This window comes from Frigoribacterium sp. PhB118, from assembly GCF_003751725.1.
Taxonomy (GTDB): Bacteria; Actinomycetota; Actinomycetes; order Actinomycetales; family Microbacteriaceae; genus Frigoribacterium.
In genome coordinates this window covers 159,783-184,649 of the sequence record NZ_RKID01000005.1, presented here as the reverse complement: position 1 = coordinate 184,649, position 24,867 = coordinate 159,783, and the positions used below count along the sequence as shown (strand labels likewise).

At 71.4% G+C, this 24,867-nt stretch carries 20 protein-coding genes; 8 read left to right on the top strand and 12 right to left on the bottom strand.

Features of this window, described 5'->3' with window-relative positions:
- Window positions 1-7: 7 nt before the first annotated feature.
- Window positions 8-2,035 (bottom strand): M3 family metallopeptidase, encoded by a 2,028-nt coding sequence (locus tag EDF21_RS14700; RefSeq protein ID WP_123571859.1) that lies wholly within the window; start codon window positions 2,033-2,035, stop codon window positions 8-10.
- A 34-nt stretch (window positions 2,036-2,069) separates the two neighbouring features.
- Here EDF21_RS14700 and EDF21_RS14695 point away from each other — a divergent pair, with 34 nt between their 5' ends.
- The gene (locus EDF21_RS14695) at window positions 2,070-2,888 is read left to right on the top strand and encodes a methyltransferase domain-containing protein (protein WP_123571858.1); all 819 of its coding nucleotides are present in this window, start codon (window positions 2,070-2,072) and stop codon (window positions 2,886-2,888) included.
- Between the two features lie 84 nt (window positions 2,889-2,972).
- Here EDF21_RS14695 and EDF21_RS14690 read toward each other — a convergent pair whose 3' ends face one another.
- Window positions 2,973-3,230: a hypothetical protein gene (locus tag EDF21_RS14690; RefSeq protein WP_123571857.1), complete on the bottom strand. Its 258-nt coding sequence runs from the start codon at window positions 3,228-3,230 to the stop codon at window positions 2,973-2,975.
- A complete protein-coding gene (gene valS, locus EDF21_RS14685; RefSeq protein WP_233568525.1) occupies window positions 3,230-5,860 on the bottom strand; it encodes a valine--tRNA ligase in 2,631 nt (876 codons plus the stop codon). Before valS ends, EDF21_RS14690 begins: the two co-directional genes overlap by 1 nt.
- A 246-nt stretch (window positions 5,861-6,106) precedes the next feature.
- On the opposite strand from valS, the gene proP reads away from it, so the two are divergent.
- A complete protein-coding gene (gene proP / locus EDF21_RS14680) occupies window positions 6,107-7,642 on the top strand; it encodes a glycine betaine/L-proline transporter ProP (RefSeq protein ID WP_123571855.1) in 1,536 nt (511 codons plus the stop codon).
- A 71-nt stretch (window positions 7,643-7,713) separates the two neighbouring features.
- Here the strand turns inward: proP and EDF21_RS14675 are convergent, their stop codons facing one another.
- Genes EDF21_RS14675 through EDF21_RS14660 form a run of 4 tightly spaced genes read right to left on the bottom strand, consistent with a single transcriptional unit; the run spans window position 7,714 to window position 12,926 of the window.
- Window positions 7,714-9,444, bottom strand: a complete 1,731-nt coding sequence (locus EDF21_RS14675) for an ABC transporter ATP-binding protein (protein ID WP_123571854.1) — start codon at window positions 9,442-9,444, stop codon at window positions 7,714-7,716.
- Window positions 9,441-10,337, bottom strand: a complete 897-nt coding sequence (locus EDF21_RS14670) for an ABC transporter permease (RefSeq protein ID WP_123571853.1) — start codon at window positions 10,335-10,337, stop codon at window positions 9,441-9,443. Before EDF21_RS14670 ends, EDF21_RS14675 begins: the two co-directional genes overlap by 4 nt.
- Entirely contained in the window at window positions 10,334-11,284 is a 951-nt protein-coding gene (locus EDF21_RS14665) for an ABC transporter permease (RefSeq protein WP_123571852.1), read from the bottom strand. Before EDF21_RS14665 ends, EDF21_RS14670 begins: the two co-directional genes overlap by 4 nt.
- A 4-nt stretch (window positions 11,285-11,288) precedes the next feature.
- Entirely contained in the window at window positions 11,289-12,926 is a 1,638-nt protein-coding gene (locus EDF21_RS14660) for an ABC transporter substrate-binding protein (protein WP_123571851.1), read from the bottom strand.
- Between the two features lie 116 nt (window positions 12,927-13,042).
- Here EDF21_RS14660 and EDF21_RS14655 point away from each other — a divergent pair, with 116 nt between their 5' ends.
- On the top strand, window positions 13,043-13,675 hold the full coding sequence (locus tag EDF21_RS14655; RefSeq protein ID WP_158612932.1) for a TetR/AcrR family transcriptional regulator: 633 nt from the start codon (window positions 13,043-13,045) through the stop codon (window positions 13,673-13,675).
- Here the strand turns inward: EDF21_RS14655 and EDF21_RS14650 are convergent.
- Window positions 13,672-14,181, bottom strand: a complete 510-nt coding sequence (locus EDF21_RS14650; RefSeq protein WP_056048350.1) for a GtrA family protein — start codon at window positions 14,179-14,181, stop codon at window positions 13,672-13,674. The genes EDF21_RS14655 and EDF21_RS14650 overlap by 4 nt on opposite strands.
- 285 nt (window positions 14,182-14,466) lie before the next feature.
- Between EDF21_RS14650 and EDF21_RS16920 the strand changes: the two genes are divergently transcribed.
- Window positions 14,467-15,720, top strand: a complete 1,254-nt coding sequence (locus EDF21_RS16920) for an LAETG motif-containing sortase-dependent surface protein (RefSeq protein WP_199736394.1) — start codon at window positions 14,467-14,469, stop codon at window positions 15,718-15,720.
- Between the two features lie 15 nt (window positions 15,721-15,735).
- Here the strand turns inward: EDF21_RS16920 and EDF21_RS14635 are convergent, their stop codons facing one another.
- Window positions 15,736-16,716, bottom strand: a complete 981-nt coding sequence (locus EDF21_RS14635; protein ID WP_123571849.1) for a cation diffusion facilitator family transporter — start codon at window positions 16,714-16,716, stop codon at window positions 15,736-15,738.
- A gap of 326 nt (window positions 16,717-17,042) precedes the next feature.
- Here EDF21_RS14635 and ileS point away from each other — a divergent pair, with 326 nt between their 5' ends.
- The 4 genes from ileS to ndk all read left to right on the top strand — a co-directional run bounded on the left by ileS (window position 17,043) and on the right by ndk (window position 22,664).
- Window positions 17,043-20,336, top strand: a complete 3,294-nt coding sequence (gene ileS / locus EDF21_RS14630; protein ID WP_123571848.1) for an isoleucine--tRNA ligase — start codon at window positions 17,043-17,045, stop codon at window positions 20,334-20,336.
- The gene (locus EDF21_RS14625; RefSeq protein ID WP_123571847.1) at window positions 20,333-21,739 is read left to right on the top strand and encodes a folylpolyglutamate synthase/dihydrofolate synthase family protein; all 1,407 of its coding nucleotides are present in this window, start codon (window positions 20,333-20,335) and stop codon (window positions 21,737-21,739) included. Before ileS ends, EDF21_RS14625 begins: the two co-directional genes overlap by 4 nt.
- Complete coding sequence (locus EDF21_RS14620; protein ID WP_043597062.1) at window positions 21,736-22,158, top strand: DUF4233 domain-containing protein; 423 nt, start codon at window positions 21,736-21,738, stop codon at window positions 22,156-22,158. The genes EDF21_RS14625 and EDF21_RS14620 overlap by 4 nt, the downstream gene beginning before the upstream one ends.
- An 89-nt stretch (window positions 22,159-22,247) precedes the next feature.
- Window positions 22,248-22,664, top strand: a complete 417-nt coding sequence (gene ndk, locus EDF21_RS14615; RefSeq protein ID WP_056048334.1) for a nucleoside-diphosphate kinase — start codon at window positions 22,248-22,250, stop codon at window positions 22,662-22,664.
- A 93-nt stretch (window positions 22,665-22,757) separates the two neighbouring features.
- On the opposite strand, the gene EDF21_RS14610 is transcribed toward ndk, so the two are convergent.
- From EDF21_RS14610 to EDF21_RS14600, 3 genes are all read right to left on the bottom strand, one after another.
- Window positions 22,758-23,681: a thioredoxin domain-containing protein gene (locus EDF21_RS14610; protein ID WP_123571846.1), complete on the bottom strand. Its 924-nt coding sequence runs from the start codon at window positions 23,679-23,681 to the stop codon at window positions 22,758-22,760.
- A gap of 127 nt (window positions 23,682-23,808) precedes the next feature.
- Window positions 23,809-24,438: a vitamin K epoxide reductase family protein gene (locus tag EDF21_RS14605; RefSeq protein ID WP_233568524.1), complete on the bottom strand. Its 630-nt coding sequence runs from the start codon at window positions 24,436-24,438 to the stop codon at window positions 23,809-23,811.
- A 106-nt stretch (window positions 24,439-24,544) separates the two neighbouring features.
- The gene (locus EDF21_RS14600) at window positions 24,545-24,727 is read right to left on the bottom strand and encodes a hypothetical protein (protein WP_056048330.1); all 183 of its coding nucleotides are present in this window, start codon (window positions 24,725-24,727) and stop codon (window positions 24,545-24,547) included.
- Window positions 24,728-24,867 lie beyond the last annotated feature (140 nt).

Genomic DNA, 24,867 nt, shown 5'->3' with positions numbered 1-24,867 from the left:
TCTCGTGTCAGGCGAGGCCGCGCCGCGCGAGCAGCGGCTCGACCCGGGCGTCCCGCCCACGGAAGTCGCGGTAGGCCTCGAGGGGGTCCTTCGAGCCGCCGACGCCCAGCAGGCGTGCGCGGAACCGGTGGCCGTTCTCGCGGGTCAGCCCGCCGTTCTGCTCGAACCACTCGACCGTGTCGGCGTCGAGCACCTCGCTCCAGATGTACGAGTAGTAGCCGGCGTCGTAGCCCCCCGAGAAGGTGTGCGCGAAGTACGTGCTCGAGTAGCGGGTGGGGACCGACGCGAGGTCGAGGCCGACCGCGGCCAGCGCCTCCTGCTCGAACGCCTCGACGTCGGTGACCGCCGCGGCCTCGGCCGACGAGAGGGCGTGCCAGGCCTGGTCGAGCAGGGCCGCCGCGAGGTACTCGCTCGTCTCGAAACCCTGGTTGAAGCCCTGGGAGGCGAGGAGGGCGTCCACCAGTCGCTGCGGCAGCCGGTCGCCGGTCTCGTGGTGCACGGCGTAGTTCGCGAGCACCTCCGGCCAGAGCATCCACATCTCGTTCACCTGGCTGGGGAACTCGACGAAGTCGCGGAAGACGTTGGTGCCCGAGAAGCTCGGGTAGGTCACCCGGGCGACGAGACCGTGCAGGGCATGCCCGAACTCGTGGAAGAACGTGGTCACCTCGTCGAGCGTGAGGAGGGTCGGTTGGTCGGCCGGCGGCTTCGGGACGTTGAGGTTGTTCACCACGACGGTGGGCAGCCCGGTGAGCGACGACTGCGAGACGAGCGGGTTCATCCAGGCGCCGCCGCGCTTGCTGTCGCGCGTGTAGAGGTCGAGGACGTAGAGGCCGACGTCGCCGCCGTCGGCGTCGGTCACCTCGAAGACCCGCGCGTCGGGGTGGTAGCCCGTCAGGTCGGCGCGTTCGGCGAACCGCAGGCCGTAGAGCAGCCTCGCGGCGAAGAAGACGCCGTCCTGCAGCACGCGCTCGGCCTCGAAGTACGGGCGCATCGCGGCCGTGTCGACGTCGTGCTCCTCGGCGCGCACCCGTTCGGTGTAGAAGGCCCAGTCCGAGGCCCGGATCGTCCGGCCGGCGACGCGCTCGAGTTCGGCCTGCTCGGCGCGGGCGTTCCGGGCAGCAGGAGGCGCCAGTCGGCCGAGCAGGTCGGCCACCGCCCCGGGGGTGCCCGCGGTCTCGCCCGCCGTGACGTAGGCGGCGTGCGACGCGAAGCCGAGCAGTTCGGCCCGCTCGGCGCGCAGCCGGGCGATCTCGAGGACGAGTTCGCGGTTGTCGTGGTCGCCTCCGCGCCGTCCACGCGAGAGCGACGCCTGCATGATCCGATCGCGGAGTCCCTCGTCGGTCAGGCTCGCCAGGTAGGGGTGCCCGCTGAAGAGGACGAGCGTGATGACGTAGCGGCCCTCGAGCCCTCGCTCTCGGGCCGCCTCGGCGGCGGCCGCGATCGCCCCGGCGTCGAGTCCGTCGAGTTCGGCGACGTCGTCGACCACGACGGCGAGGTCGTTCGTGTCGGCCAGCAGGTTCTTCTCGAACCTCGTGGACAGGGTGGAGAGCCGGCCGTTGAGGTCGCGGAGGCGGACCTTGTCGTCGTCGGCGAGGGCGGCTCCCGAGCGGGTGGCCTCGGCGACGAGCCGCTCGACGAGGTAGCGCTGCTCGGCGGTCAGGTCGAGGGCGTCGCGGCGCTCGTGCACGCTGCGGAGACGGGCGAAGAGCCGCGGGTCGAGTCGGATCGCGTCGGCGTGCGCCGCGAGCCGCGGGGCGAGTTCGAGTTCGAGGGCGTCGGTGGCCTCGGTCGAGTCCGACGAGGTCTTGTTGAAGAAGACGTGCTGGACACGGGTGAGGATGGCGCCGCTGCGTTCGAGGGCGGCGACCGTGTTCTCGAAGGTCGGCTCGTCCGGGTCGGTCGCGATCGCCTCGACCTCGGCCAGCTGTTCGGCGAACCCGGCGTCGAACGCGGGGCCGTAGTCGTCGTCGGTGATGCTCGCGAACGGCGGCAGCGAGTACGGCAGCGTGCTGGGGGAGAGGAACGGGTTCGTCATCAGCCCACACTAGGAGGCGCGCTAGGGTCGCCGCATGAGCGAACGCCCCGAGACGCCCGCCCGGTACACCCATGGCCACCACGAGAGCGTGCTACGGAGCCACGCGTGGAGGACGGTCGAGAACTCCGCCGCGTATCTCGAGCCGCACCTCGTGCCCGGGGTCAGCGTCCTCGACGTCGGGTCGGGGCCGGGGACCATCACCGTCGACATCGCCGGCCGCGTCGCGCCCGGTCGCGTGATCGGCATCGACGCCGCCGCCGGCATCGTCGAGCAGGCGACGTCGCTCGCGGTCGGGGCCGGGCTCCACAACGTCCACTTCGAGACCGCCGACCTGTTCGCCCTGCCGTTCAAGGACGACGCCTTCGACGTGGTGCACGCGCACCAGGTCTTGCAGCACGTCGGCGACCCGGTCGCCGCCCTGCGCGAGATGCGCCGGGTGGCGCGGCCCGGGGGAGTCGTCGCCGTCCGCGACGTCGACTACCACGGCTGCGTCTGGGCACCCGAGAACCCGGGTCTCGACCGGTGGATGGACGTCTACCAGACCGTGCACCGGGGCAACGGCGGTGAACCCGACGCCGGGAGGCGCCTCAAGGGGTGGGCGCTCGAGGCGGGCTTCGTCGACGTGGCGAGTAGCGCCTCCGTCTGGTGCTTCGCGTCCGACGAGGACCGCACGTGGTGGGGCGACAGCTGGGCGGCCCGCGCGACGGAGTCGGCGTTCTACGCCGACGCGATCGAGAAGGACGCCGCCACGCACGACGAACTGCACGCGATCGCCGACGCCTGGCGCTCGTGGCGTGACGCCCCCGACGGCTGGTTGATCATGCCGCACGGCGAGCTGCTCGCCCGCGCCTGACGGCTCACGACCTCCCCGGTGGACGCGACGTGCCGCTCACCTCGAGAGGTGAGCGGCACGTCGTGGCTCCGAGGACGGGCCGGTTCAGTCGTCGTCGCCCTCGGCGTCGACGGGCTCGTGGATGCGGGCCTCGCCGGTGACGGCGTCGACCCGGATGACCGTGCCGTCGTCGAGCTCGACGACGGGGCGACGCTCGAGCCAGGTCAGCGTCCAGCGCCACGACGTGGCGTCGACGCCCTGGTCGGAGAGTTCACGCTCGACCTGGGCGACCGCCCCGAGGACCGCAGCGGGCAGCTCGGCCGGAGCCGCGCCTCCGACGCTCCACCGCGTACCGAGCTGCATCAGGCACCCGCCGTCGGGGCCGGAGCGGCAGCAGCGCCGGCGTCGGCCGGCACCTCGGCGAACACGATGTCGCCGACCGCCAGTTCGTCACCCTCGGCGAAGGACAGCTCGGCGATCTTGCCGACCGCGGCGAGGTCGCCCGCCGCGAGCTTCACGAGGTCGAGCTGGGCCGAGGGACCCGTGATGACGGCCGAGGCCACCGGGGTCTTCTGCGAGGCCTTGGCGTCCGACTTCGCCCGCCGGACGAAGATCAGTGCCTGCCCGACGAGCCCGACGAGGCCGGACGAGGTCTCGCCCTCGGAGAGTCCGAGCTCGTCGACCGTCGGCCACGCGGCCCGGTGCACCGAGTCGTCGTGCGTCCAGGACCAGACCTCTTCGGTCGCGAACGGCAGGTAGGGCGCGAGCAGACGCAGCAGGCCCTCGAGCACCGTGCGCAGCGCGAGCACGGCCGAGGCCTGCTCGGCCGGCGTGGTGGCACCGTAGGCGCGCTCCTTCACGAGTTCGAGGTAGTCGTCGCAGAACGTCCAGAAGAACTTCTCGGTCGTCTCGAGCGCCCGGGCGTGGTCGTAGCCCTCGAGCGCCTCGGTCGCGGTCTCGATCACGGCGGCGAAGGATGCGAGGAGGTCGCGGTCGAGCGGCTGGGTGATCTCGAACTCACCCGACGGCAGCTCGAACGAGTACACGAACTTGGCGGCGTTGAGCACCTTGATCGCCAGACGGCGACCGATCTTGATCTGCTTGGGGTTCTGGGGGTCGAACGCCGCGTCGGTGCCCAGGCGGCTCGACGCCGCCCAGTAGCGCACCGAGTCCGAGCCGTGGTCGTCGAGCATGGCGGCCGGGGTCACCACGTTGCCCTTCGACTTCGACATCTTCTTGCGGTCGGGGTCGACGATGAAGCCCGAGATCGACGCGTTCTTCCACGGCACGGTGCCCGACTCGAGCTGCGACCGCAGCATCGTCGAGAAGAGCCAGGTGCGGATGATGTCCTGCCCCTGGGGGCGCACGTCGTACGGGAACACGAGGTCGAACAGCTCGGGGTCGCGCTCCCATCCGCCGGCCAGCTGCGGGGTGAGCGACGAGGTCGCCCAGGTGTCCATGACGTCGACCTCGCCGACGAATCCGCCGGGCACGCCCCGCTGCGACTCGTCGTAGCCGGGGGCGGCCTGGGACGCCGGGTCGATGGGGAGCTGCGCCTCGGTGGGAACGATCACCTGGTCGAAGACGGGGTTGCCGTCGCCGTCGAGCGGGTACCAGACCGGGATGGGCACGCCGAAGAAGCGCTGGCGCGAGATCAGCCAGTCGCCGTTGAGGCCGTTGACCCAGTTGTCGTAGCGGACGCGCATGAAGTCGGGGTGGAAGGCCACCTCACCGCCGCGCTCGAGGAGCGAACCCTTGAGCTGCTCGTCTCGGGCGCCGTTGACGATGTACCACTGACGCGTCGACACGATCTCGAGCGGCTTGTCGCCCTTCTCGAAGAACTTGACCGGGTGCGAGATCTTGCGGATCTCGCCCACGAGCTCACCCGACGCGGTCAACTGCTCGACCACGGACTGCTTGGCGCTGAAGACCGTCTTGCCGGCCAGCTGCGCATAGGAGGCGCGCCCCGCCTCGGACGTGATCGCCTCGGGGGCCTCGCTGACGAAGCGGCCGTCGAAGCCGATCACGGCACGGTTCGGCAGCTGCAGCTCGCGCCACCAGACCACGTCGTTGGTGTCGCCGAAGGTGCAGACCATGGCGATGCCCGAGCCCTTGTCGGGCTGTGCGAGGTGGTGGGCCACCACCGGCACCTCGACGTCGAACAGCGGCGAGCGGACGGTCGTGCCGAACAACGCCTGGTAGCGCTCGTCGTCCGGGTGCGCGACGAGGGCCACGCAGGCCGGCAGCAGCTCGGGCCGCGTGGTGTCGATCAGCACGTCGCCCTGGCCGTCGGTGCGGTGGAAGGCGAGCTTGTGGTACGCCCCGGGCATCTCTTTGTCCTCGAGCTCGGCCTGCGCCACGGCCGTGCGGAACGTGACGTCCCAGAGCGTCGGCGCGTCGGCCTGGTAGGCCTCGCCGCGGGCCAGGTTGCGGAGGAACGCCTTCTGCGCGATGGCCTGCGAGTCGTCGTCGATGGTGCGGTAGCTCTGGGTCCAGTCGACCGAGAGGCCGAGCTTCCGCCAGACGTCCTCGAACTGCTTCTCGTCCTCGACCGTGAGGCGCTCGCACAGCTCGATGAAGTTGCGACGCGAGATCGGCACCTGGTCGGCGGCCTTCGACGACTTGTTGTCGCCACCCTCGAAGGGCGGGGTGAAGTCGGCGTCGTAGGGCAGCGACGGGTCGCAGCGCACACCGTAGAAGTTCTGCACGCGACGCTCGGTGGGCAGTCCGTTGTCGTCCCAGCCCATCGGGTAGAACACGCGCTTGCCGCGCATGCGCTCGAACCGGGCCTTGACGTCGGTGTGCGTGTAGCTGAACACGTGACCGATGTGCAGGCTGCCCGACGCCGTCGGCGGCGGGGTGTCGACCGAGAACACGGAGGCGCGGGTCGCGTCGGTGCGGTCGAAGCGGTAGGTGCCGTCGGCCTCCCAGACCTGACCCCAACGGGCCTCGAGTCCTTCGAGGGCGGGCTTCTCGGGCATCGCTGACGTCATGGTCTTCTCCGGTTCTGTGGACGGCACCGTGTCGGTGGGGAGGTGCCTGGTTGTGGGACTCCGACCAGTGTACGCACCCCCGCGAGGGCTCCTCGTGGACCGCCACCGCGCCTCCTGCGCGCTGCGGTGCCTGCACGCCTGCACCCCCTGCACTGGTACTGACATGGCAGTTCTGTTAGGCTCGACGGGTTTTTTGCCGACGCTGGGGTCGACTGCCACCGCCCGACGACCTGGAGGCCTCACCCGATGTCAGCCAAGAAGAACGACAGCAAGAAGCCCGCCCGCCGCAGCCTGACCACCGACGACGTCACCGTCGTCGAAGAGGGTCTGCTCAAGCGCGCGGTCAGCGCCGCAGCCCTCGGAAACGCCATGGAGTGGTTCGACTTCGGCGTCTACGCCTACATCACCACGACCATCGCCCAGGTGTTCTTCCCGCCGGGCAACGACGCGCTCAACATCCTGTTCACCTTCGGCACGTTCACCGCCGCGTTCATCGTGCGGCCGATCGGCGGCGCGTTCTTCGGCCCGCTCGGCGACCGCATCGGACGCCAGAAGGTGCTCGCCCTCACGATGATCCTGATGGCCGCGGGGACGCTCGCCATCGGCCTGATCCCGTCGTACGCGACCATCGGCCTCTGGGCGCCCGTCCTGCTGCTGCTGGCGCGCCTCCTGCAGGGCTTCTCGACCGGCGGTGAGTACGGAGGCGCGGCCACGTTCATCGCCGAGTACTCGCCCGACAAGCGCCGCGGCTTCATGGGCTCGTGGCTCGAGTTCGGCACGCTCGCCGGCTACGTGCTCGGCGCCTCGCTGGTCACCGGCCTCCAGCTCGGCATGAGCGAGGAGGCGCTGCTCGCCTGGGGCTGGCGCATCCCGTTCCTGATCGCCGGACCGCTCGGCCTGATCGGGCTCTACCTGCGCCTCAAGCTCGAAGAGACGCCGGCCTTCCAGAAGCAGCAAGAAGAAGCCGCCGGTCGCGAGCACGTCAAGGTGCCCCTCGTGAAGCTCTTCGCCGAGAACTGGCGGGCGTTGATCGTCTGCATCGGTCTGGTGCTCGTCTTCAACGTGACCGACTACATGCTGCTGTCGTACATGCCGACCTACCTCACCAACACGCTGGGCCGCAGTGCGACCTCGGGGCTGTTGCTCGTCATCGTCGTGATGGTGCTGATGATGATCGTCATCACGTTCAGCGGACGCCTGAGCGACCGGTTCGGCCGTCGACCGGTGCTGTTCGCCGGCTGCATCGGATTCTTGGTGCTGTCGTGGCCGGCGCTCAAGCTCGTGCAGTCCGAGAGCACGCCGCTCGTCTTCGTCGGCCTGCTGGTGCTCGGCCTGGTGCTCGTCACGTTCACGTCGACCATGCCGTCGACGCTGCCCGCGCTGTTCCCGACGATCATCCGCTACGGCGCATTGGCCATCGCGTTCAACGTGTCCGTCTCGCTCTTCGGCGGCACCACGCCCCTGGCCACCGAGGCGCTGGTCGTCTGGGCCGAGGGCGAGGGCTTCTCCTGGGCCCACGACATCCCCGCCTTCTACCTCATGGCCGCGGCCGTGATCGGCCTCGTCGCCGTGTGGTTCACGAAGGAGACCGCCAACGAGCCGCTGCTCGGCTCGGGCCCCTCGGTCGCGACCGACGACGAGGCGCGCGAGCTGGTCGAGGCCTACGCCGACGAGTCGAGCGAGGTCGCGAAGTCGGACTGGGCGCTCGAGTGGGCGCAGTCCGGCCTCATCGACGTGGTCGACCCGAAGGCCGCCGAGGCCGACGCCGCCCGCCGCGGCTGAGGCGGCTGCCCGCCCCGGCGGGCCGGGCCGCGTCCGCCCCGGGGCAGGGGCCGGTTAGGGGCAGGGCCCGGCTAGGGGCGGGCGGCGAGCAGGGCGCGGGTGTGGGCGTGCTGCGGGGCGGAGAACACGTCGGCCGTGCGGCCCTGCTCGACGATCCGGCCCTCGTGCATCACGGCGACGCGATCGGACATGTGCTCGACGACGTCCAGGTCGTGCGAGATGAAGACGTAGGCGAGCCCGTCCTGTCGCTGCAGCTCGTCGAGGAGGTCGAGCACCTGGGCCTGGACCGAGACGTCGAGCGCCGAGACCGGCTCGTCGCAGACGATCACCCGGGGCCGCGGGGCCAGGGCACGCGCGATCGCCACCCGCTGCCGTTGTCCGCCCGACAGGGTGTCGGGTCGACGCGTCACCGTGTCGGCGTCGAGTCCGACCCGTGCCAGCAGGGCGACGACCTCGGGCTCGACGGGACCGAGGCGCGTGCTGCGGCCCGACGTCAGCGCGTCGGCCAGCAGGCGGCCGACCGTGAACCGGGGGTCGAACGAGCTCGAGGGGTCCTGGTAGACGGCGCCGAGGTCGCCGCGGCGGGGACGACGGTCGCGCTCGCGGGCCGGGGCCCAGGACGTGCCGAGCAGGTCGACCGTCCCGGCGTCGGGGTCGTCGAGGCCGAGCAGCAGGCGGGCCGTCGTCGTCTTGCCCGAGCCCGACGCGCCGACGAGGCCGAGCGTCTCGCCGGCCCCGAGCGAGAGCGAGACGTCGTCCACGGCGACCCGGTCGGGCCCCCGGCGCCCCGGGAAGACCCGGCGCAGGCCCGTCGCCAGGAGGACGGGGCCGGACGGGGGAGTCGTCGCCGCGACCGGCGTCGACGGGCTGGGAGCGCCTCCTGGGCCGGGCGCGTCGGAGGCGACCGGCGTCGTCGACGCGGGCGCGCCTCCTGCGTCCGGGCCGTCGGAGGTCACGGGGGCGGAGAGGCGCCGACCCCGCGGGGCTCCGCCGGGCAGGGCGGCGATGAGCATGCGCGTGTAGTCGGCCTGCGGCGAGTCGAGCACGGTCGCCGTGTCACCCTGCTCGACGACGTGCCCGTCGCGCATCACGACCACGCGGTCGGCCAGGCGGCGGACGACCCCGAGGTCGTGACTGATCGCGAGGACGGCCGTGCCCGCGTCGCGCAGGGCGGCGAGCCGGTCGACGACGAGACGCTGCACCTCGGCGTCGAGGGCGGTGGTGGGCTCGTCGGCGACGATCACGCCGGGTCGCAGGGCGAGGGCCGCGGCGATGAGCGCCCGCTGCCGCAGTCCACCCGACAGCTCGCCCGACCGCAGGCCCCGGCGCACCTCGGGGTCGGGCATGCCGACCTCGGTGAGGGCCTCCCGCACGCGGGCTCGGCGGGCGGCCGGCGAGAGTCGCGTGTGCAGTCGCAGGGCATCGTCGATCTCGCGGCCGACCGGGCGCAGGGGGTCGAGCGAGACCAGGGCGTCCTGCAGCACGAGTCCGATGCGAGGGCCCCGCAGCCGACGCCAGCCCCGTTCGGACAGGGTGAGCAGGTCGTCGTCACCGAGCCGCAGGGCGTCGGCCGTCACGGTGCCACCGGTCAGCCCGAGCAGGGCCCGCGCGGTCACGCTCTTGCCCGAGCCGGACTCGCCGACCAGGGCCACGCATTCGCCGCGACCCATCGAGAACGACACGTCGTCGACGGCCGTCACCCCACCGAAGGTGACGTGCAGGCGGTCGACGACGAGTTCGTCCGAGGAGGCGCGGTACCGGTCGCGGGGAGCGGCGCCGGTCGCCAGCGGGTCCGTGGTCATCGCCGTCCTCCTCGTCCGCGTCGTGCGAGACCTCGCCCCAGCACCGTGGCCGACGCAGCGGTCACCACGACGGCGAGCCCCGGGAAGACGGTCATCCACCAGGCGACCGCGAGGTACGTGCGCCCGGCCGAGAGCATCGCGCCCCACTCGGGTGCCGGGGGCGGTGACCCCAGCCCGAGGTAGCTCAGCGACGAGGCCCAGACCACGGCCTGACCGAGGCCCAGCGTGGCGAGCACGACCACGGGGGCGAGGGCGTTCGGCAGCACGTGACGCACGAGGACGAGCCCGGGGCGTCGGCCGAGCACGGTCGCGGCCTCGACCATCGGCGACCGACGGACGGCCGCCACCTGGCTGCGGACGATCCGCGCGTATCCCGGGGCGGTCGCGAGGCCGACGGCGATCGTCGCCGGCACGGCCCCCGGCCCGGTGAAGGCGATGACGACGAGCGCCAGCAAGAGGCCGGGCAGGGCGAAGAGCACCTCGAGGACGCGGCTCACGCCGGCGTCGGTCGCGCGGCCGACGAGGCCGCGACCGCCGAGGCCCGCCAGGACGCCGAGGACCACGCCGAGTCCCGTCCCGATCATCGTGGCGACCAGGCCGATCGTCAGCGAGGCACCGGCTCCGTGGACGACGCGGGTCCACACGCCTCGCCCCGACTCGTCGGTGCCGAACGGGTGCGCGAGCGACGGACCGGCGAACGCGTCGGTCGGCGACACGGCGAGCGGGTCGGCGGGGGCCAACAGGCCCGGTGCGACCGCCATCACGACCAGCAGCGAGAGCAGTGCGGCCGCCACGAGTTCGGTCGGGCCGAGCGGCAGGCGCCGCCGGGCGGTGCGGGACGAGGAGGCGCGGGCCGGGTCGGCATCCCGGGGCAGGTCGGGCAGCGCCGTCATGCCGCGCGTCCTCTCGGGTCGACCGCGCGTTCGGCCAGGTCGCCGAGCGCGACCACGACGACGTAGGCGAGCGCGGAGACCAGGGCGACGCCGGTCACGAGCGGGATGTCGCGCAGCGTGACCGCGCCGAGCAGGGTGCGACCGAGACCCGGGCGGGCGAAGACCGACTCGACCACGACGGCGCCGCTGAGCAACGAGCCGAAGGCCCAGCCCGACAGGGCGAGCCCTGGCAGCGCCGCGTGTCGGAGCAGGTGGCGGACGAAGAGTCCCGACGGGCCCTCGCCCCGGGCTCGTGCCGAGAGGGCGAACGGGGTGGCCGCCGCGTCGAGCAGCGAGTCGCGGGTGACCTGCCCGAGGAACCCGGCGACGGGGATCGCCAGGGTGACGACCGGCAGGACGAGTCCCGCGGGGGTTCCCGTGCTCACCGGGGGCAGCAGCCCGAGCCGGGTGCTGAAGACGAGGATGAGCAGACTCGCCAGCCAGAAGTGCGGCACGGCCGAGGCGACGACCTCGAGACCCGACGACACCGCGGAGGCGATCCGGCCGCCGAGGGTCGCCCACCAGGCCGTCACGATCGCGATCGACCAGGCCACCACCAGGGCGAGGAGCGCGAGACCGATCGTGCCCGGCAACTGGTCGAGCAGCAACCGGCCGACGTCGGTCCGCAGCGAGTACGACGTCCCGAGGTCGCCCGTGGCGAGCCGTCCGAGCTGCGCGAGGTACTGCACGAACAACGGCTGGTCCAGGCCGTACCCCCGACGGACGGAGTCGAGGGCCTCGGCCGAGGCCTGCGACCCCGGACCGCCGAGGATCGCCTCGGCCGGGTCGCCCGGGACGAGCCGGATGGCGAAGAAGATCAGGGTCGCGACGGCCCAGAGCACGAAGACCGCGCCGAGCAGGCGGCCGACGAGCCACCGACCCGCCCGTCGCCACCGCCCCGGACGCACTCGATCAGCTCGTCTTGTAGGCGTCGTACATCGTCGGTGCCTGAACCGTCGGCATTGCCCGGACGCCCTGGACGGCCGAGCGCACCAGGTAGTGGTTCTGCTGGTCGTACAGCGGCAGGACGTGCCATCCCTCGAGGATGGTCTGCTGGGCCTGCTGGTAGAGGTCGGCGCGCTCGTCGGCGTCGCTCGTCCGGGAGGCGCGGGTCAACAGGTCGTCGAGGGCCGGATCGCTCGTCTGCGAGAGGTTGGCGAAGTAGCCGCTCGGGGCGGGGGTGATGCCGTCGCTGTCGTAGAGGATGCGCAGCACGTCGGGGCCGACCTTCGTGTAGGGCGCGCTCACCAGGTCGTACTCGTTCGCCGCGAGGGCGCCGTACCAGCTCGAGAGGTCGAGGGGTTCGAGGGTGACGTCGAAGCCCAGGTCCTTCGCGCCGGCCTGGACCTGCTCGAACAGCGACTGCTCGGCGGGGATCGACTGGTTCGTGCTCACGGGGAAGGTCGCGGCGAGTCGCACGCCGTCCTTCGTGCGGTACCCGTCCGCGTCGCGGGTGGTCCACCCCGCCTCGTCGAGCAGGTCGTTCGCCGCGTCGGTGTCGACGTCGAAGAGCGACTCGTCGGAGAACGCCAGGGGCTCGACGCTCGACAGCGGACTGTACGACCGCTTCGCCGTGCCGAAGAACAGCGAGTCGATGCCCGAGTCGACGTCGACACCGCGGATGAACGCCTCGCGGACGCTCGCGTCGTCGAAGGGTGCCTTGCCGGCGTTGAGCTCGATGCGGTTGGAGGCGCCGGGGCGCGGGGCGTCGATCTCGTCGAGCGAGTCGTCCTTCGCCGCGGCGACGAGGGTGTCGGGCTGCGCGTTGTCGATCACGTCGACCTGGCCGGCCTGCAGCGCGGCGTAGCGGGACGCCGAGTCGGGGATGAAACGCCAGACGACCTCGTCGAGGTGGGCGGGCCCCTGGTGACCGGCATCGGCCGGCGGCGAGCTGTAGTCGTCGTTGCGGGTGAGCACGACCTGTTGCTGCTTGGTCCACGACTCGACCGCGAACGGGCCGGTGCCGACCGGTGACTCGCAGTTGACCTCCTGGCTCCGGGTCAGGGCCTCGGGTGACTCCATCGCGAGCCAGGGCTGTGAGAGGGACTCGAGCAGGGCGCTGTCGGGCTCGCTCAGGTCGAAGCGTGCCGTGCGCGCGTCGACCGCCTCGACGCCGGTGACCTTGCCGAGGGCGAGGTACCCGGTCGACGACAGCGTCGCGGGGTCCTGGAGATGGGCGACGTTGGCCGCCACGGCGGTGGCGTCGAAGGGGGTGCCGTCGGTGAACGAGACGCCGTCCTTGAGCGTGAAGGTCCAGCTGAGGCCGTCGGAGCCCTCTTGCCACGAGTCGGCCAGCCACGGGACGATGTCGCCGTTGGCGTCCTTCGAGACGAGCGACTCGAGGTACTGCGTCGACACGAGTGCCTGCGGGTAGTTGCCGCCGACGTGGGGGTCGAGGCAGGTCGGCTCGGCGTCGCCCGAGGCGTAGGTCAGCGTCCCCCCGGCGACCGGGGTGGACGAGGTGTCCGGGTCGCCCCCGCTCGTGCAGCCGGCGAGCACGAGGCTCGCGACGGCGGTGGCGGCGATCAGGACGGGCAGGCGGCTGCGCATGGGGCTCCGGGGGAGTGACGGGACGTCGGGTGGGATCCGACGACGCCGAGACGAGGCGGCATTCGTGGACCGGGTGCAACAAGTGCGCCGTCGAGTCTAGCGGCATGATGGTGGCCATGTCAGTTGGACCAGACGCCACCCGCCCTCGGCGGCCGGTCGGCCGACCGCGCCGCTCGTCCGCCGAGATGCTGGCGGACGCCGCGGCCGAGTTGTTCCTCGAGAACGGCTACGCCGGGACGACCGTCGACGACATCGCCCGTCGGGCCGGCGTCAGCCGTGGCACGTTCTTCAACTACTTCGAGGCCAAGTCCGACCTCTTCTGGCTCGACCTCGACCGGAGCCTCGCCGATCTCGGCGACCTGCTGCGCGCCTCCTCCGAGCTGTCGCCGGTCCGCGCGGTCGAGGCCGCACTCGTCGCGCTCGCCGAGGCCCACGACCCCGAACGCGTGCCCTGGGCCCTGACCCAGTCCGAGGCGATGGCCCTCGGCGACGACCTCGTCGCCTCGGCCGCGGTCCGGTTCGTGCGTCAGCAGGGGGCGGTCGCCTCGTACGTGGCCGAGCGGTCGGGGCGGGATCGGTCGGATCTCGCGGCACAGGTGATCGGTTCGACGTTGATCGCGGCGGCGGCGGCCGCCATCGCGAACTGGGCGCGTGCCGGGGTCTCGCGCGGCCCCCTCGGGCCGGTGGTCGCGGCGGCCGTGGGCCCCGTCGCGGACGGACTCGACGCCCGGGAGGCGCGCTCGGCCTAGACCGTCGGCGTCGGTGACGTCGACGGGGACGTGGGCGAGAGGACGTCCACGAGCTCGGCGCGCTTCGGGAAGACCCACTTGTTCATCGCCCAGTACCGGAACACCATGGCGAGCATGGTGCCGATGATCGGCCCGCTGACGAAGTCGGCGATCTCTTGCGTGGTGCGCGAGACGTTCGGCACCTCGAGGCCGAATCCGTAGCGCGAGAGGTAGAGCGGCGCGGAGTTGAGGCCGACCCCGATGACGCTGACGATGACGAAGAGCAACATCTCGTGGGCGGTGTGACGCTCGCCCCGGTCGTCGAACGACCACTTCTTGTTCATCCAGTACGAGAAGACCGTCGCGACGATGATGCCCAGCGCGAGGGCGGTGACGGGGTGCTGAGGGATGACGAACAGCTTGAGCCCGTAGTTGATCACCATGGTGATCACGAAGCCGATGCCCCCGACGACGAGGAACCTCGCCGCGGAAGGGTGCTCTCTGATGAGCTTGATGACTGCTTGCACTGCATCACGGTAGCCGAGGGCGCGATGAAGCGGCTGAAAGCGACCACGGGATGCGTCACAAATCACCCCCCGAACGAGAGGGTGAGCCCGTGCAGCGCCGAAGGGTTGAGGGCGGCTCACTCTTGCGGATGACTTCTCGTCACGGCCTGGTCACGGCGTGAGTATCCGTCGCCCCCAGTGGCTAACGTCGTGCTCGTCGGACCGGATCACCGGGACGGCGACCGGTCGCCCCGGGGTGGGTCAGGGCGACCGGTCCACCCTGACTCACTGAAGAGGACACCACTCATGAAGAAGACCGTGTCGACCGCCACCGCGCTGTCGACGGCCATCGTCATCGCCCTGGGGGGCATCGCGCTGAGCGGACAGGCGGCGTCTGCGGCGTCGGTTCCCGGGAGCGTCGAGGCGCAAGTCGCGACCGCCTCGCCCCGATCGGTGGGGGAACCCCAGGACGGACAGGGAAGCACGGAGCAGCCCGTTGCCACGGCCGGGCCATCGGCCGAGCCGGTCGACCAGGCCGCTCCGGTAGAGGGAGCCGCTCCGGTGGACGAGGCCGCTCCGGTGGATGAGGCCGCTCCGGTGGACGAGGCCGCTCCGGTGGACGAGGCCGCTCCGGTGGATGAGGCCGCTCCGGTGGACGAGGCCGCTCCGGTGGACGACGGGGCGCCCCTTGCTGCGCAGGCCGAGGCGTTTTCGCTCGTGAGCCCGGTCGAAGGCGCGGTGTACCCGACGCTCGGCTACGAACTGGTCATCGACACGACGGAGGACTCGATCGCCGTCGTCGTGTACGACGGGGCCGGACAGCCGATCGTCAACGAGCCCACGGTCGCGGGACCGCGTATGACGCAGACGATCTACCTGCCCGACGAGGCGCCGGCCGATCAGGCGATCACGGTCGTGGTGTCGGACGCGCGAGGGGCCCTGCTCGGATACGAGACACGGAACTTCCGGATCGACGTCCCGACGTCCCCGGCCGTGACGGTGAGCACGCCCCGAACCGGTGCGATCGTGACGGCAGACTCCGAGTACCCGGGTCTGGGTGTGTTCGCGATCGCCGGAACGGGCGTCCCCGGATCGGCCATCGCCTTCACGGTCGAAGCCTTGAGCGGTCAAGAGGGGTGGGGTCACGACTACGACCCACCCCGCGTCGGCGCCGACGGTACCTACCGCTTCTTGGAGGTCCTGCCTCACGGGTCGTGGCGGCTGCTCGTGAGTCAGTACGTGCCTCGCGGTGACGGCCTGGCCGGTCTCGAGGGTCCGCCGTTCAGCCGCATGTCCGTACCCGTCGTGGTGGAATTCGCACTGGTCGCTCCGGCTGCGACGGCTCCGGAGGTGCCACCGGTCGCTCCCGCGGTCATCCCGGTCGTCTCGCGGCCCGTGAACCCGGTCGGCGTGGATGTCGTCCCCGTGGCGCACCGCTCCGACCTCGCCTACACGGGTTCATCCGAGACGACTCCGTGGGCGGGTCTCGCCGGCATGGTCCTCGTGGGTCTGGGGGCGGCGACCGTCCTCGTCACGCGGCGCCGCGCCTCCCGGGGCTGAACCGCAGCGCACTCGTCAGCGACGAGCCGGGTCGGACGCCCTCCGTGGCGTCAGGCTCGGCTCGTCCGGCGTCGAGAGGGTGAGCACGGCCTCCTCGACGGCGTCGTGGTCCTCGAGCTGCCGCTCGACGCGGCGCAGGGCGACGGCGACGTGCTCTTCGCGGTCGTCGCCCGTCATGTCGACGGCGGCGACCAGGTAGAGCCGACCCGGACCGACGAACTCGGTGTGCAGGTAGGTGACCCGCTCGATCTCGGGGCGCGCGAGCAGACGTTCGAGCACGGTCGACTCGAGCTCGTCCGAGGGGCTCTCGCCGACGAGGAACCGCCGGTTGCGGTCGATCAGCACCAACGCGACCACCCCCAGGAGCACGCCGACGGCGATGGACCCGATCGCGTCGAACACCGCCGAGCCGGTGACCTGGTGCAGGAAGATCCCGAGGAAGGCGATCAGCAGGCCGATCAGGGCCGCCGCGTCCTCGGCGAACACCGCCCGCAGGGTCGAGTTCGAACTGCGGAGCACGTGCCGCAGCGTCGGCACCTGCCGTTCGGCCGCCGATCCGCGGGCCTGACGGAACGCCTGCAGGAAGGACGTGCCCTCGAGCACGAAGGCGATGGCCAGCACGACGTAGTTGATCAGGTAGTTCTCGGCCTCCTCGTCGGCGGTCAGCTGGGAGATGCCGTGCTGGATGGACACGACGGCGCCGACGGTGAACAGGCCGAACGCGGCGAACATCGACCAGACGTAGGTCTCCTTCCCGTAGCCGAGGGGGTGCGCGTCGTCCCGTCGCTTGACGCCCCGTTTGTCGGCGACGAAGAGGAAGATCTCGTTGCCCGTGTCCGCCCACGAGTGCGCGGACTCCGCCACCATCGACGCGGAACCGGTGAGGAAGGCGGCGACCGTCTTGGCGACGGCGATCAGCAGGTTGGCGACGAACGCCACGATCACGGTGACCGTGCTCTCGGGCTTGACCGGGGGGTCGGACGGGGTGGAGGACATGGCCTCGATCCTGCTCCTCGGGACGGCCTCGCGCCTCCTCGGCTCTGACGGTAGGATCGAGCACGCATCGATCCGGCCATCACCGGGGAGCACCCGGAAGAAAGCGACCGGCGGGCCCAGGCCCGGTGGTCGTCGGTAGAACCGGGCGGGGCAGGCCCGTCACAGCCGCAGCAGAGCGGTCGCGGTCGCCGTCCGAGAGGGCGACGACGGCGGCAAGCGGGGTGGTACCGCGCCACCCGGGTCAGGCACCCGGACGGCGTCCTCGTGGTCAGAAGGTCCCTCGGCCAGCGCAGCGGGGGCGACCCACCGCACGACCTGGAGAACCGATGACCTACCCCAAGGGTTCCGACGCGACCGGCGTCCCCGCCTCCCCGCGATTCCCCGAGATCGAGACCGGCGTCCTCGCCTTCTGGAAGCGCGACGACACCTTCGCCGAGTCGATCCGTGCACGCGAGGGCTGCGACGAGTGGGTCTTCTACGACGGCCCGCCGTTCGCCAACGGCCTGCCGCACTACGGGCACCTCCTGACGGGTTACGCCAAGGACGTCTTCCCGCGCTACCAGACCATGCGCGGCAAGCAGGTGCACCGCCGCTTCGGCTGGGACACCCACGGCCTGCCCGCCGAGCTCGAGGCGATGCGTCAGCTCGGGCTGACCGAGAAGCACGAGATCGACGACATGGGCATCGACGTGTTCAACGCCGCCGCCCGACGATCGGTGCTGCAGTACACCGACGAATGGCAGCGGTACGTCACCCGCCAGGCGCGCTGGGTCGACTTCGACCACGACTACAAGACCCTCGACGTCGACTACATGGAGAGCGTCGTCTGGGCCTTCAAGCAGTTGCACGACAAGGGACTCGCCTACGAGGGCTTCCGTGTGCTGCCCTACTGCTGGCACGACCAGACCCCCTTGTCCAACCACGAACTGCGCATGGACGACGACGTCTACAAGAACCGTCAGGACCAGACGGTCACCGTCGCCTTCCCCCTCGTCGGAGCCAAGGCCGAGGCGCTCGGCCTGACCGGCGTCGAGGCGCTGGCCTGGACGACCACCCCGTGGACCCTCCCGACCAACATGGCGCTGGCCGTGGGGCCGGGCATCGACTACGTCACCGTGCCCCACGCCCTCCTGCCGGGCGAGCGCACCGGCGACCAAGAGCTGTTGACCGGCAGCGTGTTCCTGCTCGCGGCCGACACGCTCGGCGCCTACGCGCGCGACCTGGGCTACGAGTCCGCCGAGTCCGCCCAGGCCGCCGTCACCGCGACCTTCACCGGTGCCGAGCTCGAGGGCGTCGAGTACGACCGCATCTGGGACGTCTACGCCGACACCGAGGCCTGGGGCACCGAGAACGCCTGGCGCGTGCTGGTCGCCGACTACGTCGCCACCGGCGAGGGCACCGGCATCGTGCACCAGGCCCCGGCCTACGGCGAGGACGACCAGCTGGTCTGCGCCGCCGCGGGCATCCCCGTGATCGTCTCGGTCGACGACGGTGGGCGCTTCCTGCCGATGTTCGACGAGCTGGGGGTCGCCGGTCTCCAGGTCTTCGAGGCCAACAAGCCGTTGGTGCAGCGCCTCCGCGCCGACGGTCGCCTGGTGCGCCTCGCCAGCTACGAGCACAGCTACCCGCACTGCTGGCGCTGCCGCAACCCCCTGATCTACAAGGCGGTGTCGAGCTGGTTCGTGCGCGTCACCGAGTTCCGCGACCGCATGGGCGAGCTGAACCAGCAGATCACCTGGGTGCCCGACAACGTCAAGGACGGCCAGTTCGGCAAGTGGGTCGGCAACGCCCGCGACTGGTCGATCTCGCGCAACCGCTACTGGGGTTCACCGATCCCGGTGTGGAAGAGCGACGACCCCGCCTACCCGCGCGTCGACGTCTACGGCTCGCTGGCCGAGATGGAGGCCGACTTCGGCCGCCTGCCGCTCAACGCCGACGGCGAGCCCGACCTGCACCGCCCCTACATCGACGAGCTCACCCGACCGAACCCCGACGACCCGACCGGGCAGAGCACGATGCGCCGCATCGAGGACGTCCTCGACGTCTGGTTCGACAGCGGCTCGATGCCGTTCGCACAGGTGCACTACCCGTTCGAGAACCAGCAGTGGTTCGACGAGCACAGCCCTGCCGACTTCATCGTCGAGTACATCGGCCAGACCCGTGGCTGGTTCTACACGCTGCACACGCTCTCCACCGCGTTGTTCGACCGCCCGGCCTTCTCGAACGTGGTCAGCCACGGCATCGTGCTCGGCTCCGACGGTCAGAAGATGTCGAAGAGCCTGCGCAACTACCCCGACGTCAGCGAGGTCTTCGACCGCGACGGGGCCGACGCCATGCGCTGGTTCCTCATGTCGAGTTCGGTGATCCGCGGCGGCAACCTCGTCGTCACCGAAGAGGGCATCCGCGAGGGCGTCCGGCAGTTCCTGCTGCCGCTCTGGAGCACCTGGTACTTCTTCTCGCTCTACGCCAACGCGGCGTCCGGAGGCGCGGGTCGTCACGCCGCCCCCGGTCACGACGCGCAGTGGCGAACCGACTCGGGCGACGTCCTCGACCGCTACCTGCTGGCGAAGACGCGCCTCCTGGTCACGGACGTCGGGGCGGCCCTCGACGCCCTCGACACGCCGCGGGCCACCGCGACGCTGCGCGACTTCGCCGACGTCCTGACCAACTGGTACGTCCGACGCTCGCGTGACCGGTTCTGGTCGGGCGACGACGTCGACGCCTTCGACACCCTCTTCACGGTGCTCGAGACCCTCACCCGGGTCGCGGCCCCGCTCGCGCCCCTCGTCGCGGACGAGATCTACAAGGGACTCACCGGGGGTCGCTCGGTGCACCTGACCGACTGGCCCGACGCCTCGGCGTTCCCGGCCGACGACGCCCTCGTGGCCGCGATGGACGCCGTTCGCGCGGTCGCGTCGAGCGGCCTGGCGCTGCGCAAGGCCCAGGGGCTGCGCGTCCGCCTGCCGTTGGCCCGTCTGACCGTCGTCACGCCCGACCCCGCGGGCCTCGAGGCGTTCGCCGACATCGTGCGCGACGAGCTCAACGTCAAGCAGGTCGTCGTGACCCGCCTGACCGAGGAGAGCCTCGGAGAATACGGCGTCACCCGCAAGCTCACCGTCAACGCCCGGGCGGCCGGTCCGCGCATCGGCAAGCAGGTGCAACAGGTCATCCCGGCGGCGAAGAGGGGCGACTGGCAGCCCGCGGGCGAGAACGTCGTCGTCGGCGGCGTCGAGTTGCTGGCCGGCGAATTCACGCTCGAGCTGGCCGTCGCCGACGCGTCGAGCGCTCTCGCCTTCGTCGGCGACGGCGGCTTCGTGCTGCTCGACACCGCGACCACGCCCGAGCTCGAGGCCGAGGGCCTGGCCCGCGACGTCGTGCGTGCCGTGCAGCAGGCCCGGAAGACCGCCGACCTCGACGTGTCCGACCGCATCGTGACGACGCTCACGACCGACGCCGTCGCGGCGGTCGCCGTCGAGGCCCACCGTGAGCTGATCTCCCGCGAGACCCTGACCACCGAGCTGATCGTCGACGTCCAGGAGGGCGTCGGCGAGCGGCCCGAGAAGACCGTCGTCGGATCGGGCTCCGGCTCGGCCGTCGTCGTGGAGGTACGACGCGCATGACCCCGAAGAAGAACGACCGTCAGGGCGACCCCGCCGACGAGCAGGGAGGCGAGTTCGCGGCCGGCGCGCAGCGCGTCCACGACGAGCTGCTGGCACGCATCGGCGAGCAGGCGCCGCAGCCGCGGCTCGAGCCGACCCGGCGGGCTGTCGAGCTGCTCGGCGACCCGCAGCGGGCCTACCCGGTGATCCACCTCACCGGCACGAACGGCAAGACGTCGACCAGCCGGATGATCGAGAGCATCCTGCGGGCGCACGGCCTGCGCACCGGGCTCATGACGAGCCCGCACCTCGTGCACCTCAACGAGCGCATCGTGGTCGACGGCGAGCCGATCAGCGACGAGCGCCTGGTCGCCAACTGGGACGACATCCAGCCCTACCTGACCATGGTCGACACCGATCTCGAAGCGTCGGGGGAGCCCACCCTGACATTCTTCGAGGCCCTGACGGTGCTCGCCTTCGCCTGCTTCGCCGACGCTCCGGCCGACGTGGTCGTGCTGGAGGTCGGCATGGGGGGCGAATGGGACAGCACGAACGTGGCCGACGGCCAGGTCGCCGTCTTCACCCCCATCGCCCTCGACCACCAGAACCGTCTCGGCTCGACCGTGGCCGAGATCGCCCGCACCAAGGCCGGGATCGTCAAGCCCACGGCCGCCGTGGTCTCGGCGTCGCAGACCCCCGAGGCCCTGGTCGAACTCGAACGCGCCGTCGAGTTAAGCGAGGGGTCGCTCGCGGTCGAGGGCACCGCCTTCGGCGTCGAGTCCACCACCGTCGCCGTCGGCGGCCAGGTCGTCACGATCCGCGGGCTCGCGGGCCGGTACGACGACCTGCTCCTGCCGCAGTTCGGTGACCACCAGGCCCAGAACGCCGCCGTCGCGGTCGCGGCCGTCGAGTCCTTCCTCGGCGGCGGGTCGCAGCCGCTCGACCACGAGGTGCTCGCCGAGGGACTCGCGAGTGCGACGTCGCCCGGCCGCCTGCAGATCGTCGCCAACGAGCCGACGATCCTGGTCGACGCGGCGCACAACCCGCACGGCGCCCGCGCCCTGGCCAAGGCCCTCGACGACTACTTCCAGTTCGGCGGCGTCGTCGCGGTGCTCAGCGTGTTGGCCGACAAGGACGCCGCGGGCATCGTCCGCGCCCTGGCGCCCACGGTCACCCAGTTCGTCGTGACGAGCTCGAAGTCCGACCGGGCGATCGACGCCGACGAGCTCGCCGCCATCGCGGTGGGCGTCGTGGGTGCCGACCGCGTCGTCGTCGAGACCGACCTCGTGGCGGCCCTGCGCACGGCGCGCGACCTGGCCGACGAGGTCGAGGGCGACGAGCCCGGCGGCGTCGTCGTGACGGGGTCGATCACGCTGGTCGGCGACGTCATCGCCCTCTCGCAGCAGCCCGAGGGGCTCTCGTGACGACGGCGCCGCCGCCCGCCGGAGCCGGAGCCGGCGGGCGCGCGCCGCGCCCCCGTCGACGTCGCGGGGCGGCCGAGAGCCTGCTCTCGATCGTCCTCGTGCTCGAGGCGATGACGCTGTTCTTCGTCACCCTCGTGGTCTTCGGGCGGCAGTTGCTGCCGGCCGGCGTCGCCTGGGGCGGAGGCCTCGCCGCCATCGTCCTGACGCTGCTGATCTCGCAGACCCTGCGCTGGCGGTGGGGCGTCGCCCTCGGCTGGCTCGTCCAGCTGGGTCTCGTGGCCTGTGGGTTCCTCGATCCGGTCATGTTCGTCGTGGCCGCCCTGTTCGTGGCCATCTGGACCTACTGCCTCGTCAAGGGCACACAGCTCGACCGCATGAACGCCGCCCGGCTGCGCGACGCGCCCGGTGACGTGGCCTGAGCCGACACCCACCGACCCGTCCTCCGGGCGCCTGCCCGCGAGCCATCCGCCACCCACCGAGCCATCCGCCACCCACCGAAAGAGGAGCAATGTCCGATCTCGAAGAAACCCTCGTCCTCGTCAAGCCCGACGGCGTCGCCCGCGGCCTGACCGGCGAGATCCTGCGCCGCATCGAGGCCAAGGGGTACTCGCTCGTCGACGTCCGCCTCGTGCAGGCCGACCGCGACCTGCTCGCGAAGCACTACGAGGAGCACGTGGGCAAGCCGTTCTACGAGCCCCTCGTCGAGTTCATGCAGAGCGGCCCGACCGTCGCGCTGCGCATCGCGGGCGACGCCGTCATCGCGGGTTTCCGCTCGCTCGCCGGCACGACCGACCCGACGACCGCGGCCCCCGGAACGATCCGTGGCGACCTCGGCCGCGACTGGGGACTGAAGGTCCAGCAAAACTTGGTGCACGGCAGCGACAGCCCCGAGAGCGCCACGCGCGAGCTGGCCCTCTGGTTCTGAGCCGCCGACCGGCGTGACGCCGGAGACCACCGAGCCCGCGCCTCCTGAGTCCATCAGGAGGCGCGGGCTCGGTCGTGTCGACGGGTCGCGTCGTCAGGGGGCCGGCGTCGCCGTCGAGCCCTCGGTGTCGCCCGTGCTCGTGTCACCGGTCGGGGCGCCGTTCTGCACCTCGGCGACGAACTGCGCGAAGGTGCTCGCGTCGGTCAGCGAGCCCTGGTACTGCTGGCCGTTCACCAGGACGAGCGGGGTGCTCGCGAGCTTGTCGAGCGACGAGTTCGGGATCGGGTCGTTCAACGCCCGCTGGGTGGCCGAGGCGACCCAGTCCTCGAAGTCGCCCGCCTTGATGCACGACGGGATCTGGTCGTCGTTCGCCCCGGCACCCTGCACCAGGGTGACGAGCTCGTCGTTCGTCAGGCCCCGGGTGTTCTCCTCGGGTTGCTGCGCGAACAGGGCGGTGTTGACGTCGAGCGCCTTGTCGGGCTCGTGGTTCGCGACGCAGGCGAAGGCGTTGGCGGCCCGCGTCGAGTACCGGCTGCCCTGCGAGGCGTTGTCGAGGAACCCGATCGGGTGGATCGCCAGGGTCGCGGCACCGCTCGAGACGGCTTCCTCGAGCTGCTGGGCGTTCGTCGTGTCGAACTGGCCGCAGAACGGGCACATGTAGTCGAGGTAGACCACGATCGACGGCACGTCGCCCGAGGCGCTCGGGGCCGGGGTCGGGGTCGCGTCGGCGGCGAGGGCGCCGCTCGGCACGGCGGTGACCGCCCCGTTCGAGCCCTCGAGCACCAGACCGTCGCTCGCCATGTTCGCAGGGCCGGGACCGGCCGGCTTGATCGACTGCGTGATGACGAGCGCGACGATCGCGAGCACCGCCACGACGCCCACGACCAGGCCGCCCTGCAGGAGCCACTTGTTGCGTCGTCGACGACGGGCCTCGGCCTCGCGGGTGACGCGGGCCTTCTCGCGGGCTGCTTCTCGGCGTTCTTTCTTGCTGGCGGGGGAGTCGGTGGGTGGCGTCATCAGTCCTCGTCGTGGCTCGGGGGTCGTCGGTCAAGACTGGCGAGGTCGACCCTGATTCGGCTGGGAGCGACCTGAGTGCGACCGAGGGGGCGGGTGGGCCGGAGCCGGGGACGCGAGGAGGCGCGGCTCACCCGAACAGCGTCGGCAGCAGCAACGGGAACACGACGACGATGGTCGTGGCGACGACGATGTAGTTGAGCACCGGCAGCACCCACGAGTAGGGGAGGAAGCGTGCCGCCGCACGTCGGAGCGGCCCGTCGGGGACGGTGACGCCGCGAGCCGCGCCCCACACCGTGAAGACCCAGAACAGCGGGATGGTGAACAGCCAGACGAGCATGCACCACGGGCAGAGCGCGCCGATGACGAACACGGTCTGGGTGAAGAGCCAGGTGATGAAGATCCAGGCGAGCAGCAGCCCGAGGTTGAAGGCCAGCCAGAACCACCGGGCGAAGCGCGCACCGGCGAGCAGGCCCAGGCCCACCGCCACGGGGGCCGCGAAGCCGATCAGGCCGAGGATCGGGTTGGGGAAGCCGAAGAGCGAGGCCTGCCAGCTGTTGATGACGGGTGAGCAGCCCACGAACGGGTTGACGTCGCAGCCGAGCGCCGCGCCCGGGTTCTCGAGCAGCCGGAACTTGTCGAGGGTCAGGGCGAAGGCCCCCACGAGTCCGCCGAGACCGGCGACGACGAGCAGCACGGCCGCGACGAACGGGGTGCGGCCGGTGGGCAGGGTCACGGCCCGAGGCGTCTCGACGGTCACGTCCAGCAGTATCGCACGGGCCGTCGGGGCGTCCGCTTTGACCCCGGACCGACGTGGGCGTGCGATAATCGAGCCAGTCGTGGGGCCCAGGCCCCGAGATCCAGGCTTACCGGGCAGTGCCGGCCGTCGTCGTCACGCGAGAGATCGCGTGGTCGACCAGGTCGAGCGGAATCCGGGCCAGAGCGCAGGCGCTCATCGTCGGATGGCCAGTTCCGAACCAGCAAGGCGACACGAAGAACAGCACGTCGACGAACGACATCGAGGGCGACGACCGCAGGTCGGTCGACACCCCCGGGTGACCGAACGTGACGTGTCCGACAAGGCGCGCCGTGAGAGGGCGCGGTGGTCAGGGTCAGGTGCCACGTCACCGCCCGGCCACGACACGAGAATTCCTGCCGACGGCATGGCCTCGGCGGGGCGAGGAGCGCA

What these genes read in the sequence shown, in the direction of transcription:
- EDF21_RS14635 (WP_123571849.1), bottom strand. Translation starts at nt 16,716, where the DNA reads ATGTCCTCCACCCCGTCCGACCCCCCGGTCAAGCCCGAGAGCACGGTC.
- EDF21_RS16920 (WP_199736394.1), top strand. Translation starts at nt 14,467, where the DNA reads ATGAAGAAGACCGTGTCGACCGCCACCGCGCTGTCGACGGCCATCGTC.
- EDF21_RS14700 (WP_123571859.1), bottom strand. Translation starts at nt 2,035, where the DNA reads ATGACGAACCCGTTCCTCTCCCCCAGCACGCTGCCGTACTCGCTGCCG.
- EDF21_RS14675 (WP_123571854.1), bottom strand. Translation starts at nt 9,444, where the DNA reads ATGACCACGGACCCGCTGGCGACCGGCGCCGCTCCCCGCGACCGGTAC.
- EDF21_RS14690 (WP_123571857.1), bottom strand. Translation starts at nt 3,230, where the DNA reads ATGCAGCTCGGTACGCGGTGGAGCGTCGGAGGCGCGGCTCCGGCCGAG.
- ndk (WP_056048334.1), top strand. Translation starts at nt 22,248, where the DNA reads ATGTCCGATCTCGAAGAAACCCTCGTCCTCGTCAAGCCCGACGGCGTC.
- valS (WP_233568525.1), bottom strand. Translation starts at nt 5,860, where the DNA reads ATGACGTCAGCGATGCCCGAGAAGCCCGCCCTCGAAGGACTCGAGGCC.
- EDF21_RS14695 (WP_123571858.1), top strand. Translation starts at nt 2,070, where the DNA reads ATGAGCGAACGCCCCGAGACGCCCGCCCGGTACACCCATGGCCACCAC.
- proP (WP_123571855.1), top strand. Translation starts at nt 6,107, where the DNA reads ATGTCAGCCAAGAAGAACGACAGCAAGAAGCCCGCCCGCCGCAGCCTG.
- ileS (WP_123571848.1), top strand. Translation starts at nt 17,043, where the DNA reads ATGACCTACCCCAAGGGTTCCGACGCGACCGGCGTCCCCGCCTCCCCG.
- EDF21_RS14660 (WP_123571851.1), bottom strand. Translation starts at nt 12,926, where the DNA reads ATGCGCAGCCGCCTGCCCGTCCTGATCGCCGCCACCGCCGTCGCGAGC.
- EDF21_RS14655 (WP_158612932.1), top strand. Translation starts at nt 13,043, where the DNA reads ATGTCAGTTGGACCAGACGCCACCCGCCCTCGGCGGCCGGTCGGCCGA.
- EDF21_RS14625 (WP_123571847.1), top strand. Translation starts at nt 20,333, where the DNA reads ATGACCCCGAAGAAGAACGACCGTCAGGGCGACCCCGCCGACGAGCAG.
- EDF21_RS14670 (WP_123571853.1), bottom strand. Translation starts at nt 10,337, where the DNA reads ATGACGGCGCTGCCCGACCTGCCCCGGGATGCCGACCCGGCCCGCGCC.
- EDF21_RS14610 (WP_123571846.1), bottom strand. Translation starts at nt 23,681, where the DNA reads ATGACGCCACCCACCGACTCCCCCGCCAGCAAGAAAGAACGCCGAGAA.